Source organism: Neobacillus novalis NBRC 102450, assembly GCF_001591805.1.
GTDB classification, from domain to species: domain Bacteria; phylum Bacillota; class Bacilli; order Bacillales; family Cytobacillaceae; genus Neobacillus; species Neobacillus novalis.
Genome location: NZ_BCVP01000004.1, coordinates 136,309 through 150,590, shown reverse-complemented (window position 1 = coordinate 150,590; position 14,282 = coordinate 136,309). Strand labels below are relative to the sequence as shown.

Here is a 14,282-nt window from a genome sequence, read left to right as displayed (position 1 = left end):
GCCCTGGTCAGCGGCGTATGGCCTGGAGCGCTCCAACTGAGATAAAGGAAACACGAAGAGCGGAGCGATTCGATGTTGACTTATCGTAGGGCGGAGAGCGAAGGACACTAGCCGCTAGGGCGCTGGAGCTGGACAATTCTCAAAGTCGAAATTTTCTATCTTATCTTATAACAAAGAGAGGATGTCACAACAGGGGAAGCCCCCTTGTTGTGACACCCTCTTTTCTAAGTTAAATGGCAGCCAATTCTTTTTCTAACGCCTTTTCTACTGGCACATAATCATACCCTAGATCTTTTGCTACCGCTTCATAGGTGATTTCTCCACCTGCTGCGTTAACGCCAAGTAATAATGCAGCGTTTTCTGTGATGGCTTTGAAAACCCCTTTATTTGCGATTTGCAATGCGTATGGAACCGTAACATTTGTAAGTGCAATGGTTGAAGTTCTTGGCACGGCACCTGGCATATTGGCTACAGAATAGTGAACAACCCCGTGTTTGACAAATGTAGGGTTATCATGAGTGGTAATGTGATCGCAGGTTTCAACAATTCCGCCTTGGTCAATCGCAACATCGACAATAACAGAACCTGGTTTCATTGTCTTAACCATTGCTTCCTTAACAAGCTTCGGTGCTTTAGCACCAGGGATTAACACAGCTCCGATTAGCAGATCAGCTTCCGCCGCAGCTTCTGCGATGTTCATTGGATTTGACATCAATGTTTTGATTTGATTTCCAAAAATATCATCAAGCTGGCGCAGACGGTCAGCACTCAGGTCAATAATAGTAACATCAGCGCCTAAACCGATAGCCATTTTAGCCGCGTTTGTTCCAACAATTCCACCACCGATAATGGTTACTTTACCACGGTTAACCCCTGGAACACCAGCAAGCAATATTCCTTGGCCGCCATTATTTTTTTGCAAGAATTGGGCACCGATTTGGGCAGCCATCCTGCCAGCTACTTCACTCATTGGAGTTAAAAGTGGTAGAGTTTTGTTTACGGCCACCGTTTCATACGCAACAGCGATAACCCCTTTTTCTTTTAAAGCTTTTGCAAGTGCAGGCTCAGCAGCAAGGTGTAAGTATGTAAATAGAATTAAGCCCGGACGGAAATATTGATATTCACTTGAAAGAGGCTCTTTCACTTTCATAATCATATCTGCTTTCTCCCAAACTGTTGCAGCGTTATCAATAATATCGGCACCGGCATTTGTATAATCATCATTTGTGAAACCGCTTCCAATTCCAGCGTCTTTTTCTACTATTACTTGATGGCCGGCTGTTAAGAATGAAACGACACCAGCAGGCGTAAGGGCCACGCGATTTTCATTATTTTTAATTTCTTTAGGTACACCAATAAACATACTCATTCCTCCTCTAAAAATGTCAAAATAATTACTATCGCTAATTATATCATATTTTTGGAGCATTTTTACTTAGATTTTTCATTATTCCATATACTAAAACGGTATAAGTCAAGGAGGGCTGAATAGATGAAGAAAATTACCACAATAATATCTGCTGTTGCCTTATCACTTTCACTGTCCGGAATTAGTGCTTGTGCACAAACTGTGACAAGTCCAACCGAAAGCTTGGCAGAACAAAACACGATGTCCGTTCTCTGGTATCAAACATCAGGGGAAGCTAAAGCTTTATATTACCAGGGCTACAATTTAGGAAAAATGAGACTAGATGACATCTTGAGTAAAAGGGTCAAGAATAAAGGGCTAAAACCAGCAATTGTTCTTGATTTGGACGAAACGGTGATCGATAATAGCCCGCTTTTTGCCGGGAAAATAGTATCAGGAGAGAACTATCCCTTAAATTGGAGTAAATGGGAAGACAAGGCGGCAGCACAACCACTGCCAGGTGCATTAGAATTTCTAACCTATGCCGATTCAAAGGGTGTTGCTATTTTCTACATTACCAACCGAAAAGAAGCAAAAAAAGCAATCACGGTTAAAAATTTGCAGGCTATCGGTGTACCACAGGCAGCTTCCGACCATGTGTTTTTAAAACAAAAAGGTGAAAGCGGGAAAGAAAACAGGCGCCTGCAAGTAGCCAAAACCCATGAAATCGTGCTTTTGTTTGGCGATAATTTAGGGGATTTTAGTGGATTTGACGAGTTATCGGTAACCGGAAGGATAGATGCTGTAACTAAACACAAAGAAGAATTCGGTAGAAAACTAATTGTGTTTCCTAACCCAATGTATGGGGATTGGGAAGGCGCAATCTATAATCACAACTCGAGCAAATCTATAGAGGAAAGATTGAAGCTTAGGAAAGAAAGCTTACAGCCATTTCAACCATAACGAAAACCATGCTGCCGCCAAATATTTGGCAGGCAGTATTTTTTTATAAAACGAAAACTTCTTATTCCATTCCATATTTTTCGTTGGACGAAATAAAAGAATCCGAGTATAGTAGTTTACATCAGTTTTGGTATTAGGAGGATTACTATGTTTGGTATCTCATTACCGCAGTCATTTTTACAAATGAATACCATTTTTATCTCTATCCTTATTGAAGCATTACCATTTGTGACACTCGGGGTGTTAATCTCGGGAATCATTCAAATCTTTGTGACCGAAGAAATGATTGCGAAGATTATGCCGAAAAATAAAGTACTTGCAGTGATTTTTGCGAGTTTTTTAGGAATATTATTTCCATCGTGTGAATGTGGGATTGTCCCGATTGTCAGCCGGCTTGTTGCAAAAGGAGTGCCGATTTCTGCAGGGATTGCCTTTATGCTAACCGCACCAATCATCAATCCGGTGGTTTTATTTGCTACTTATATTGCCTTCGGCAGTGATTGGAAAATGCCAATCTTCCGCTCCATTGGGGCGCTTGTTGTTGCCTTTGCTGTAGGAATCTTGATTGCCTATCGCTATAAGGGAAATCCGTTTAAAGAATCACATCATCACCATCATCATGAAGAAAAGACAACTGTCATGCGAAAAATTTGGCAGACACTTGAACATGCTGTAGAAGAGTTTTTCTCAATGGGGAAATATTTGGTAATTGGTTCACTAATTGCAGCTGCTGTCCAAACTTACGTAAAAACGACAACTCTTGTCGCTATTGGTCAGGGCCCCGTATCATCTTCCTTAGTTATGATGACGTTATCCTTTATTCTTTCTCTTTGTTCCGAAGCGGACGCTTTTATTGCTTCCTCCTTTAGAACTACGTTTTCAACCGGTTCATTATTAGCGTTTTTAGTATTTGGCCCAATGGTCGATATTAAGAATTTAATGATGATGCTGGCAACATTTAAAAAACGACTCGTATTTATGATTGTTTCTGCTGTGTTTGCCGTTGTCTTTGTATACTCGTTGTTGTTTTAGGAGGGGTTAGCTTGATAAGGAGTTTAATTTTAATTGGCTTTACCTACTTAATCTTTCAATTGCACCTTAGTGGAGATATTTCAAAATATATCAATATGAAGTATTCCTACCTGTCAGCGATAGCCGGTTATGCGTTATTAGTTTTAACGATTGTCCAAATTTTGTTGATAAACAAGGATCATACAAAAGATGCCGGCTGTGAACATGATCATTGCGGACACAATCATTCTAAAGAAGACAAGTGGTACAAAAAGCTTTTGGTTTATCCAATTTTTGCTTTTCCGATTATCTCTGGGTTATTTTTCCCGATTGCTACTCTTGATTCAAATATTGTAAAGGCAAAAGGTTTCCATTTTCCGATTTATGATGAGGGAAAAGGGGATCCGTTTATGCAGCAGCAATTCCTGCGTCCAGATACAAGTGTTTACTATGGAAAAGATGAATACGACGCCCGTATGAAAACCGAGAAGAAAAAATATATTGATCAAAAAACGATTATCTTAAACGATAAAAATTATTTAAATGGGATGGAAACGATATATAACTTTCCAGGGGATTTCTTAGGAAAAGATATCGAGTTTAAGGGCTTTGTATTTAACGATGCTGAGACGATAGATAAAAATCAGCTCTTCGTATTCCGTTTTGGCATCATTCATTGTATTGCTGACTCCGGCGTCTTCGGAATGCTTGTAGACATGCCGGATGGAACGAAGCTAAGGAACGACGAGTGGATTACCGTAAAAGGGAAAATATCGACGATTTATTATCAACCCTTCAAAACAAATATTCCGATTTTAAAAGTAGAAAAGTGGACAAAAACAGCTGCTCCTAAGGATCAGTATGTGTATAAAGGTTATTAGAAAAGACGCCATGCAAAAATGGCGTCTTTTTTAATAAAATAAGTCTCACGGATTACTGTTTAACATTTTTAATGATGTTGATGGCAAAGAGAATAATCCCTAAAACCATTAATGTACCGCCTGTAGCAACTGCAGGCTCTGCTTTTTCTGTCCCAGATACTAAAAATGCAAGTCCAATCATCATAATTGGCAGTGAAATATTATGCAGCCAGAAGTGAACCTTGGCTAATGTCGTTTTTGCTGCACTTGGAAACGCCACATAGATAAGACCAGCCATTCCCATTGACATCCATCCTAATAAATTAATATGAACGTGGACAGGAGTGAAGGTGAATTTTTGCGACATCGACATATACATCCCGATGCAAACTCCGATGACAAAATAGACAACAGAGATTTTAATAAACTTAATACCCATTTTTCCGCCCCTTTTCCATATAAAAATAATGACTACAGTAGTAAATATGTAGGATTATTCTGAAAAAGAACTTGGAATTACCGGGACAAGAAAAGATTTTTGGGGTAAAAAGTAATAAAAAAAGCACCCTAATTGGAATTCAAGGTGCTTTAAAAGTTTAAAATAAGGCCTTTATTCCTACTAATACAAGGCCAATTATGAATCCACAAACGGCTCCGTTTACCCGAATCCATTGCAAGTCCTTTCCTACATTTGTTTCAATCATATGGATAAGAGTTTTAGTATCAAGTTTATCTAAATTTTCCCGAACAAGTATCCCGATTTTTGAATGATTGCGATCAACAAAGCTGGATATTTGTTTTTTAATCCATGCTTCCAGTTGCGTCATCTTATCTGGATTTTCTTTAAGCTCGTTTAGACTTTTCGTAATTAAGGGAAGTATATATTCATCGTAAAAGCTGGGCTCTTCCACAAAATCATGAGCCTTTTGCTGGAACTTAGTTAAAAGCTCGATTATTTTTTCTTCGGGTTTCCATTTTGCAATGATTTGCAGTTTAAACCGATTAAGCTCATCATATATCTTTTCATCACTTTTAATATTTTGCAGCTTGGTATCAATGTGGATTAATAAGGTTTGTCTATTTTGATTCAAGGGATCACGATAACTATCAACACCTTTTAGAATCAAACCTTGGATAATATTCCCTAATTTCTCCTCGTTTACAAGATTGCTAAATGATCTTAACGCAAACTGCATGATACCGTCCGCTTTTATATTTTCAATCATTTCAACAGCCATCCCGCCAAGCTGATTCTTTGTACTTTCCTTTTTGGCCCAATCATCAATTTCTTTAAGGATGTAATCAAGTGTTTTTTCATCGTATTTCCGAATCGTAATTTGATCGACAAGTAATGGAAAGTAGTAATTTATATCTATATTCTCGAGAAAGGCTTTTAGCTCTTTTTCAATTATCGGCGCTATCATCTTAATCTCAATCTTTTTGATAAAATGCTGAATAAGAGTGATGATGTTTTTCTTTACCGGCTGTGCGTGTATTTCCTTATTAATGATGGTAAATAATTTTTCGCTGAACTGAAACGTTTCTATTTTTTTACGGATGCTCTCCTTTGTCAGCCAGTCCTGCTCTAGCATCGAAATGATTTTCGCAATAATCTTTTCTCTGTTTTTTGGCAAAAGGGCTGTGTGCGGAATTGGCAGTCCCATTGGGTGTCGGAATAAGGCCGTAACGGCAAACCAGTCGGCAAGTCCCCCAACAAGCCCTGCTTCAAATCCGCCTTGGAGGATGGTTCTCCACACTGATAGCGGTAATGGAATAGTAGCTAAAAATCCAGCTGCCATCACAATAAGAGAAATAGCCGCTAAATGCTGTGATTTACTTTTCTGTTTTAACATCTTTGTAACCCCTCGTTTTGGATAAATAATATTGTCAATTGATATTATCTCAATATTACTGAAAGAAAAGCAAAAAAACCATCTTTTAAAATATAAAAAAACTCCTCTCAGCTTTGAGAGGAGGTCTTTTTCTGTGGTTTTATATGGGTAATTAGTCCATCCAAATCGGTAATATAAAATTGTATTTCCGGTGCTGATTTAAGAAAGTGATCCTGTAATAGCTGATAATAATTCACCCTGCGAAGCGGGTCAAATTGTAGCATTGGATATTCCTTACGCTCCTTGACATATTGGTCAACAGCCTTTTGAACGATATCCATTTCAATTGGAATTTGTTTTTCACTTTCTTCAAATAAATCATATGTTTCTTTTGACATATAGAATTTTTTAGAAGGAATCCCGCCAAGCATTGGTGCTAGCTGCTGATAGTCGATACTATGATCGTCCTGAACAAGAATGGTCCGGTAAACGCCCTTTGGCAGATTATCGGAAAACGTCCTGACGGCTTTCCGAATATCCTCAATGGTTACATCGATAACCGGGTACTTTCTGATATCAACCTGCTCTAATTTAGCAGGTTGTTCCTTACTATTCTTTTTTTGAATAGAGGATTTAAAATACCGTTGAACCATCGAATATGCCGTCACACCGCCAATTCCAATTCCGGAAAAAGTACCTATCAGAGTTAAAGTGGGGTAAATATCATACCGGGCATCTAGTAGTGCCCCCACCTTGTAACCAGCATAAACACATAGTGCAATGGTTATTCCGAATACCATATTTAAAGAAAGGGCTTTCATTAGAAAGGTTGTGAATTCATTCCAATGTGCATCGTTATGAGTCTTTTCATTCTTAAAAAATTTCCTAACCTCTTTTTTCATTTCTTCAGAGACATTATTTTCTTTTAAAAAAACCTCGAGATACTCTTGTTCGGATTTGTTCTCATTTTTTAATAGACACGCGGTCTTTTCAATCGAGCCTTTTGTGTAATGGATATAAATCCATTTTTCTTCAAAACCTAATTCAAGATTTTCGGTAACTCTGCCCAAGTATTTTGTAAACTTGTGCTTCATAAATTAAGCCCCCTTAAATTGGTCTTTTTGAGTAAAGGACCGAGAACGTGAAAGGAATGCTTCTTCTTTTGCTTCTTTAAGGATTTGTTTAGCTTTGTCTTTAGCTTCTTGAAGAATCAGCTTCGCCTCATTTTCACTATGCTTCCTAATTTCTCTCGAATCTGCCCGCGCTTGTTTAAGGATGATTTCACTTGTTTCAAGATTCTTTTCAGCATCGAATTTATATTTTTCCGTTAATTGGAGCTGATTTTCAATATGCTGTTTCCTATTATCAAGTATATTCACCAACTTTTTTAAAACCAACTTCTTTAAAATAAAAACAAGAACCGTAAAAATAATAGCCTGATAAATCATCGTACCAAATGAAATTGGGATACCGAATAATGTAATATCACCCAAAACAATTCAACTCCATTCAATTCTATATTATGTTAAACGGTGAGCAATGTAAACCATTGTAAGTGTTACAAAGATATAAGCCTGAATTGCTCCAATAAACACACAAAATGCCTGCCAGATCAACATAGGTACTGAAGCGAGGATAGCTGTTCCAAAACCATGGCTCACAGCACTTGCCAAAAGGGCAAGCATGACCTCTCCTGCATAAATATTTCCAAACAGCCGAAGTCCCAATGTCAATGTTGTGGCAAGCTGCTCTATTGCATTGATAGGAAATAGGACTTTAAATGGTTTGAAAAAACTCAGAACAAAATGTGTGAAACCATGCAGGCGAATATCAATGAAGTGTGTATAGACGATAATCATGATCGCGAGCGTCATGGTTACATGTGCATCAGCAGTAGGCGATTTCCACCAAGCAACTGAATTCACCTCAGCCGTAATAATCGAGAAGGGGACGCCCATAAGGTTTGCAATGAATAAATACATCAATAGAGAGACACCTGTTGACAAAATAAATAAATTGTTTGAAGCAACCATAGAATTGTTCATGATATCCTTCACAAATTCCACAATCCACTCCATAAAGTTTTGCCGCCTTTTTGGTGCACTTGTTGTCGGGTTTCTTGTAAATAGATAAGCGATGAGGAAAACGATGATAGCAGCAATGGTCGTTGTAATGATGACAGATAAATCAAACGTTAAATTAAACCAAACTACTTGAGGTCTAGAATGCTCTATGATGTCCAACCCCTTTCTGTTTAAGGTATGGAACCAATAATGGGAGGAAGAGATGAGAGATTACTTGGTCTTATCTTCATTATATACATATACTTTCATTATTGTAAGATAGTTCACAATTTATTGCTAATTTTCTGAATAATAATGTAAGCATGGTAGGAACTATTGATAGCATTGTTTTGATGATATCAATTATTATGTCAATAAAAGGAATTTCCTGAATATTATATTATATTAGCCTTTTAAAATTTGTTGGCAAAAATGCGAAAAAATTTTATTTTTTGAAACCTTTTATTACTTTTAACGTCTTATTAAATGTTGTACAATTAACAAGGCATAAATTTAAGAAATAGGGGGAAACAACAGTGAGAAAGTTTTTACTATTATTATCCGCATTAACGATGGCAATCGGTCTGACCGCCTGCTCAAGTAAAGATGATGCGAAAACGGAAAAGAACGATACACCAAAAGAAACAGCAAAAGAAGCAGAAGCACCTAAAGTTGATGTTAAGAAGGAATTAGTTAAATTCTATATAGAGCTTGGCAATAAAATCAACGCAAAAGATGCTGATTTAAACGCTTATGAAAAGAAGGCATCGAATCCTGATGCAAAGCCTGAAGAATTACCGACTGTAGAAGAAAAGGCGGCAGCCAGTGAATCAGCCGCTGCAGTGGCTTCGGAGCTTAATAGTACTCAAATTCCAGCTGGACTAAAGGATCAACAGGCCGATCTCGAAGCAATTGTGAAAGATTATGCAGCTTCTTATCAAGCAAAAGCAGATGAATTGAAAAAAGACACACCTAATTTTGAAGCGGCGGATACAACGTTTGCACAAGCTGAAGAAAAACTGGGAAAAGTTTTTGAAAGCGCAAAATTATTAGCACCAAGCTTAGGGAAGCAAGTAAACTAACTATCATAAAAACAAGCCAGATGAATTCATCTGGCTTGTTTTTATATCGTATTTTAATGAACTTTGATACCTGCCTCTTCTTTGTAAGTAACATGTAATTCATCCAGGAGTTCGTCGACAGATAAATATGTTTCCGTATCTTTAAAAAACCAAACATCGTTATCTTCAACAAAAAAGGTAATGCCATTTATCACTTTTGTAATTCCTGCATTTGCAGGATACTCTGCCGAAAAAGCGAGGCTGTAGCCTTTATGCTTCTCTCCAAATCCAGCGTATTGAGGAAACATTCGAATGCTGAACGGTTTAGTAATTTCGAATTCTTTTGAAAACCATAAACCTGCCTTTTCATCGATAGATATAAACATTTTATACACCAACCTTTTCCTAGTTGATAATGATTCATAAGGATAGAAATGGATGTACTAGTTCACCATTTCCTTATAGTAAAAGCTTAATTCTTTTTTCAAATTTTGCCTGTGATAAAATTCACGGACTTCAACAATATAGTAGGGTTTAAAAAATTGTTCATTTTTTTGATTTGAATCGTTCACAACTGCACAAAACAGCAATAATAAGATAATCCATTGTTGCTGTTTTTGTAACATGTTTATAGGGTAAACCGTGATAAAATATAAGAAAATAGAAAAGGGAGTTTTTGACTATGGAAAAGGAATTTGAAAAATTAACCGAAAATGTTATGGATATAAAAAGCTTAATCAATACATTTAATGAAACATTGGAGAATATTGAGAGGAGACTTTCAAGATTAGAAAAGATGGACAGCATCGAGCATAGGGTAGAGGTAAACCAAATCGACCTATCCGATATTAAAGAATCCCTTCAGCGGATTGAAGATAAACAGAGCGGCGATATTCAGCATATCAACCGCCGACTTGATTCCCATTTAATTAAAATAGCAAAAGCTGAAGAGGATCTAATCATTCTCAAATCAAAATAAATTTTATTAGGCAGAAAGCAAAAAAGATCAGATTTATCACAATCTGATCTTTTTTGGCCGAGTGAAGGTGCAACCACTTACAATTTGGTAAAAAGTGCTTTGATGCCTAGGTAGAGCAGGACAAAAGAAAAGACTAAAATTGCGAGAGCTCCGACAACGTGAAAAAATGATGTCATGCCAGCTAGAAATGAAATGACAGGCATATGAATAAGGGCAAACCCAGCTAAGATACAAACGAAAAATAAATTTGCTAAACGATCCATTTCTCATCCCTCCTTGCAAGCAGGATATGCGTTTAAAGGGCTTGTTGATTGGACGAATCTTCAATAAAAGGAGTTTTTAAGCAAAAAAAATAGACCGTTATCGATTAACACGGTCTTTAAAAAAGCTATGATAGTACTTCTGATTTTGACAGAGCGATTTGTTGGATATCGGTTCCACTATTTGCAGAATTTTTGGTTACTTCAATATATTTTATATGATGCTCTTCCATATCGAGGATTTTAAAGGAATACGTTTCATGATGAATGACGTCACCTTCTTTAGCTTCATAATTCTCAGTGAGAATCCAGCCGCCAATGGTATCAATGTCTTCGTCATTAATGTCAACTCCCAATAAATCATTGACTTCGCTTACTAAAACCTTCGAGTCAATAATATAATGGTTTTCTTTCATTTTACGAACCTCTGGAACTTCGTCCATATCAAATTCGTCACGTATCTCGCCAACAATTTCTTCAAGGATATCTTCTACGGTAACAAGCCCTGATGTACCACCATATTCATCCATTAATATTGCCATATGCATTCTTTCTTTTTGCATTTTTACCAGCAAATCATGGATGGGAATAGTTTCTATTACTCTAATAATCGGTCGGGTATAGGTTTCCAAGTTCCTTGTTGAAAGGTTTTCCTTTCCAATTAAATCAGTCATAATTTCCTTTATATTGATAAGCCCGATAATATGGTCCTTATCACCATCAATGATCGGATACCTTGTGAACTTTTCTTCACGTAAAACCTGAAGAAAAGTTTCTAATGAATCATCCTTGGATAATGAGACAATTTCCGTTCTTGGAACCATAATTTCTTTGGCAATGCGGTTATCAAATTCAAAAATTTTATTTACATACTTAAACTCCGATTGGTTAATTTCACCACTTTTATAGCTTTCAGACAGGATAATGCGAAGCTCTTCCTCCGTATGAGCAATTTCATTTTCAGACACTGGCTTTAACCCAAAAATGCCGGAAACAACCCGAGATGATCCATTCAAAACCCAAATAAATGGGTACATGAGCTTATAAAAAAAGATAAGCGGGCCGGACACAATCATAGTAATCCATTCAGCCTTTTGAATGGCTAGCGTTTTTGGTGCGAGCTCTCCGACCACAACGTGTAAAAACGTGATGGCAGCAAACGCAATTCCAACTGATAATAGGTGGGTTGCACTCTCAGGTATGTTGAGTTTAACAAAAAGTGGTGCAAGCAAACCTTTAATTGTCTTTTCCCCAATCCACCCAAGACCAAGAGCCGTTATCGTAATACCTAACTGACAGGCAGACAGGTATTCATCTAAATTTGAAATGACCTTTTTGACAGAAACAGCCTTCGAATTTCCTTCCTCAATTAACTGATCAATTCTTGAACTTCTAATTTTAACAATCGCAAATTCTGAAGCAACAAAAAATGCAGTTAAAGCTATTAAAATGGCTATTAAAACCAAGTTAAATATGTCCAAATAAGTTCCCTTATCCCGTTGTTACACGAGAAAGGAGTCACCTCCCAGTATTATACAAAACTTATTTTCTTCTAATCTCGTCTTATGGAAAGTATACCACCTCAACAATATATAAATTAACAATAATTATAAAGAATTTAACCTATTCAGTCAAACGTCCTCGTTGGAGTAAGAGTTGATAACAACATTTTATGGAGAATTTTCGCAAATATGAACAGAAAAGTTGAAATATTACAAAAAAATTTCAACAAAAAACGTCTCCTATATAGGAGACTTAGGAGACTTGAAAACCTCGATATATAAAATATGATGTCCTTCAATTTCCTCAATTTTAAAAACGAATCCCTCTTTTTCGATGGACTCTCCTTTATGTACATCAAATTTTTGCGTTAAGAACCAGCCGCCAATGGTATCGACATCATCCTCTTCAAGTGTTGTACCTAACAGGTCGTTTACTTCACTTATTAAGACCTTCCCATCCAGTACAAAGTGACCATCAGCTATTTTTTGTATTAATGGACGCTCATCCAAGTCGAATTCATCACGAATTTCACCAACAATTTCTTCGAGAATATCTTCGACAGTCACGATTCCTGCCGTACCGCCATATTCATCCGATAAAACAGCCATGTGAGAGCGGCTTTTTTGCAGCTTCACCAATAGTTGTTGAATAGGAATGCTCTCTATCACATGAATCACAGGCTTTAAATAATACATTAGCGGTTCTTCGCCATTACACTTCTGCAGAATACAATCGGTTAAAATTTCTTTAATATTAACAATTCCTAAAATCGTATCCTTGTCACCGTCAATAACGGGATAGCGTGTATACCCTTCTTCCTTCACTGTTTCGATGATTTCTTCAAGTTCAGCGTTCTTTGGCAGTGTAATGACCTCTGTTCGCGGAACCATAATTTCCTTCGCTATTCGATCGTCAAATTCAAAAATCTTATTCATATAGCTGTATTCTGAATGATTGATTTCTCCGCTTTCATAGCTTTGCGAGAGGATCATCCGCAGTTCTTCCTCTGAAAGTACGAGATCTTGTTCAGAAACCGGTTTAATGCCGAACAAACCTGTGATAAAACGGGCCGACCGATTAAGCACCCAAATAAACGGATACATTAGCTTATAAAAGAAAATCATTGGAGGCGCGAATAGCAGGATGATTTCTTCAGCCTTTTGTATCGCAATCGTTTTCGGGGCTAATTCACCAATAACGACATTGAAAAAGGTGATGATCGCAAAGGCTAATATAAACGAGAAAACTTGATTTATTGATATCGGTAACTGAATCCATTCCAAAAGAGGGTTTAAAAGCTCACGGATCGTGGACTCTCCACGCCATCCTAATAGTAAGGAAGTAATCGTAATACCTACCTGTGTAGCGGATAAGTATCCATCCATATTGGAAATGACTTTTTTGGCTGACTCGGCTTTTTTGTTTCCTTCGGACAGTAATTGGTCAATTCTCGTTGTCCGCACTCTTACAATTGCAAATTCCGATGCTACAAAAAATGCAGTAAACGCAATTAGGAGCGCTATTATAACAATATTCATCCAAATCATCGGTTCCCTTACACTAGTAAGGTATGCCACCTCACTTACAAAATAACTCTTTGTCTCATTATTACCTTACATTTCAATTTCTAATTGCGGGTTGGATAATTTTATTATTCAATAAAATAGTCAATAAGCGGATTATGCTCTAAAAGAAAAATGCCGCCAATTGGCAGCATCAAGAAATAATTTATCTTTGTTGGGTTGCTGCTCCTTTCCATTCACGAGCCAGCATGCTGTAAACGATAAGATTGTGAAAGCGGCCGTTTAATTGTTCTCCATCTCTTATGATTCCTTCCTTAACGAATCCGAGTCTATCCGGAATCGCCTGGCTTTTCTTGTTTTTAACCCCGCAGCGAATTTCGATACGGTTTAATCCTAATTGGAAAAAAGCGTAGTTTAACATGGCTTGAACAGTACGGGTGATTATACCGTGTCCTTCTGCCTTTTTAGCAAGGTAATAGCCAATACTTGCCGTGCTGTTATACCAATCCATTTGATGTAATCCAATCGACCCGACAAGTTCCCGGTTGTAAATAATTCCAACATTAAGGGCCGTATTCTCAGCAAATTGAGAAAGCCAAACCGGTATGATGGATTCGAAATGATAAGGGGCAGTCATACTGTCAACCCATGGCATCCACTCCCGTAAATGTTCGCGATTTTCTTCAACAAGCTGATACAGTTTTAATGCGTGTTGCCGTTCAAATAATTGAAGCTCAATTTCATGGTCAACTTTTAAGGTAAACATAGGCAATGCTCCCGAAAAAAATTTTAGTACATCATATGCTAAAAAGGCTTTTTCGGAAGGTGAATAGGGAAGAAAATAAAAAAATCCCCGCTCCGGATATGCAGGGCTTGTTT

Annotated in this window: 16 protein-coding genes; 5 read left to right on the top strand and 11 right to left on the bottom strand. The window is 37.3% G+C overall.

Annotated elements, in window-relative coordinates; genetic code table 11:
- Nucleotides 1-229 precede the first annotated feature (229 nt).
- A complete protein-coding gene (gene ald / locus BANVL01_RS03025; protein ID WP_066084006.1) occupies nucleotides 230-1,363 on the bottom strand; it encodes an alanine dehydrogenase in 1,134 nt (377 codons plus the stop codon).
- A gap of 129 nt (nucleotides 1,364-1,492) precedes the next feature.
- Here ald and BANVL01_RS03020 point away from each other — a divergent pair, with 129 nt between their 5' ends.
- The 3 genes from BANVL01_RS03020 to BANVL01_RS03010 all read left to right on the top strand — a co-directional run bounded on the left by BANVL01_RS03020 (nucleotide 1,493) and on the right by BANVL01_RS03010 (nucleotide 4,203).
- Nucleotides 1,493-2,311, top strand: a complete 819-nt coding sequence (locus tag BANVL01_RS03020; protein WP_066084007.1) for a 5'-nucleotidase, lipoprotein e(P4) family — start codon at nucleotides 1,493-1,495, stop codon at nucleotides 2,309-2,311.
- Between the two features lie 147 nt (nucleotides 2,312-2,458).
- Nucleotides 2,459-3,343 carry a permease gene (locus tag BANVL01_RS03015; RefSeq protein WP_066084009.1) on the top strand — a complete coding sequence of 295 codons (885 nt, stop codon included), beginning with the start codon at nucleotides 2,459-2,461 and terminating at the stop codon, nucleotides 3,341-3,343.
- A gap of 11 nt (nucleotides 3,344-3,354) precedes the next feature.
- Complete coding sequence (locus BANVL01_RS03010) at nucleotides 3,355-4,203, top strand: TIGR03943 family putative permease subunit (RefSeq protein WP_066084013.1); 849 nt, start codon at nucleotides 3,355-3,357, stop codon at nucleotides 4,201-4,203.
- Between the two features lie 52 nt (nucleotides 4,204-4,255).
- Here the strand turns inward: BANVL01_RS03010 and BANVL01_RS03005 are convergent, their stop codons facing one another.
- The 5 genes from BANVL01_RS03005 to atpB all read right to left on the bottom strand — a co-directional run bounded on the left by BANVL01_RS03005 (nucleotide 4,256) and on the right by atpB (nucleotide 8,257).
- A complete protein-coding gene (locus BANVL01_RS03005) occupies nucleotides 4,256-4,621 on the bottom strand; it encodes a cytochrome-c oxidase (RefSeq protein ID WP_066084014.1) in 366 nt (121 codons plus the stop codon).
- 157 nt (nucleotides 4,622-4,778) lie between these two features.
- The gene (locus BANVL01_RS03000; RefSeq protein WP_066084017.1) at nucleotides 4,779-6,035 is read right to left on the bottom strand and encodes a DUF445 domain-containing protein; all 1,257 of its coding nucleotides are present in this window, start codon (nucleotides 6,033-6,035) and stop codon (nucleotides 4,779-4,781) included.
- A 107-nt stretch (nucleotides 6,036-6,142) separates the two neighbouring features.
- Nucleotides 6,143-7,108, bottom strand: coding sequence for an AtpZ/AtpI family protein (locus tag BANVL01_RS02995; RefSeq protein WP_066084023.1), 966 nt, complete (start codon nucleotides 7,106-7,108; stop codon nucleotides 6,143-6,145).
- 3 nt (nucleotides 7,109-7,111) lie between these two features.
- The gene (locus tag BANVL01_RS02990) at nucleotides 7,112-7,507 is read right to left on the bottom strand and encodes a F0F1 ATP synthase subunit B (protein WP_066084027.1); all 396 of its coding nucleotides are present in this window, start codon (nucleotides 7,505-7,507) and stop codon (nucleotides 7,112-7,114) included.
- Nucleotides 7,508-7,534: 27 nt separating this feature from the next.
- A complete protein-coding gene (atpB, locus tag BANVL01_RS02985) occupies nucleotides 7,535-8,257 on the bottom strand; it encodes a F0F1 ATP synthase subunit A (RefSeq protein ID WP_235845471.1) in 723 nt (240 codons plus the stop codon).
- 356 nt (nucleotides 8,258-8,613) lie between these two features.
- Between atpB and BANVL01_RS02980 the strand changes: the two genes are divergently transcribed.
- Nucleotides 8,614-9,159, top strand: a complete 546-nt coding sequence (locus BANVL01_RS02980; RefSeq protein ID WP_066084029.1) for a hypothetical protein — start codon at nucleotides 8,614-8,616, stop codon at nucleotides 9,157-9,159.
- Between the two features lie 53 nt (nucleotides 9,160-9,212).
- Here the strand turns inward: BANVL01_RS02980 and BANVL01_RS02975 are convergent, their stop codons facing one another.
- The gene (locus tag BANVL01_RS02975; RefSeq protein WP_066084032.1) at nucleotides 9,213-9,524 is read right to left on the bottom strand and encodes a HesB/YadR/YfhF family protein; all 312 of its coding nucleotides are present in this window, start codon (nucleotides 9,522-9,524) and stop codon (nucleotides 9,213-9,215) included.
- 296 nt (nucleotides 9,525-9,820) lie between these two features.
- Between BANVL01_RS02975 and BANVL01_RS02965 the strand changes: the two genes are divergently transcribed.
- On the top strand, nucleotides 9,821-10,117 hold the full coding sequence (locus BANVL01_RS02965) for a hypothetical protein (protein WP_066084041.1): 297 nt from the start codon (nucleotides 9,821-9,823) through the stop codon (nucleotides 10,115-10,117).
- 77 nt (nucleotides 10,118-10,194) lie between these two features.
- Here the strand turns inward: BANVL01_RS02965 and BANVL01_RS02960 are convergent, their stop codons facing one another.
- From BANVL01_RS02960 to BANVL01_RS02945, 4 genes are all read right to left on the bottom strand, one after another.
- The gene (locus BANVL01_RS02960; protein ID WP_066084042.1) at nucleotides 10,195-10,380 is read right to left on the bottom strand and encodes a hypothetical protein; all 186 of its coding nucleotides are present in this window, start codon (nucleotides 10,378-10,380) and stop codon (nucleotides 10,195-10,197) included.
- 125 nt (nucleotides 10,381-10,505) lie between these two features.
- Nucleotides 10,506-11,858 carry a hemolysin family protein gene (locus tag BANVL01_RS02955; RefSeq protein ID WP_066084045.1) on the bottom strand — a complete coding sequence of 451 codons (1,353 nt, stop codon included), beginning with the start codon at nucleotides 11,856-11,858 and terminating at the stop codon, nucleotides 10,506-10,508.
- Between the two features lie 261 nt (nucleotides 11,859-12,119).
- Nucleotides 12,120-13,427, bottom strand: a complete 1,308-nt coding sequence (locus BANVL01_RS02950) for a hemolysin family protein (protein ID WP_066084048.1) — start codon at nucleotides 13,425-13,427, stop codon at nucleotides 12,120-12,122.
- A gap of 181 nt (nucleotides 13,428-13,608) precedes the next feature.
- On the bottom strand, nucleotides 13,609-14,169 hold the full coding sequence (locus tag BANVL01_RS02945; protein ID WP_066084051.1) for a GNAT family N-acetyltransferase: 561 nt from the start codon (nucleotides 14,167-14,169) through the stop codon (nucleotides 13,609-13,611).
- Nucleotides 14,170-14,282: the final 113 nt, after the last annotated feature.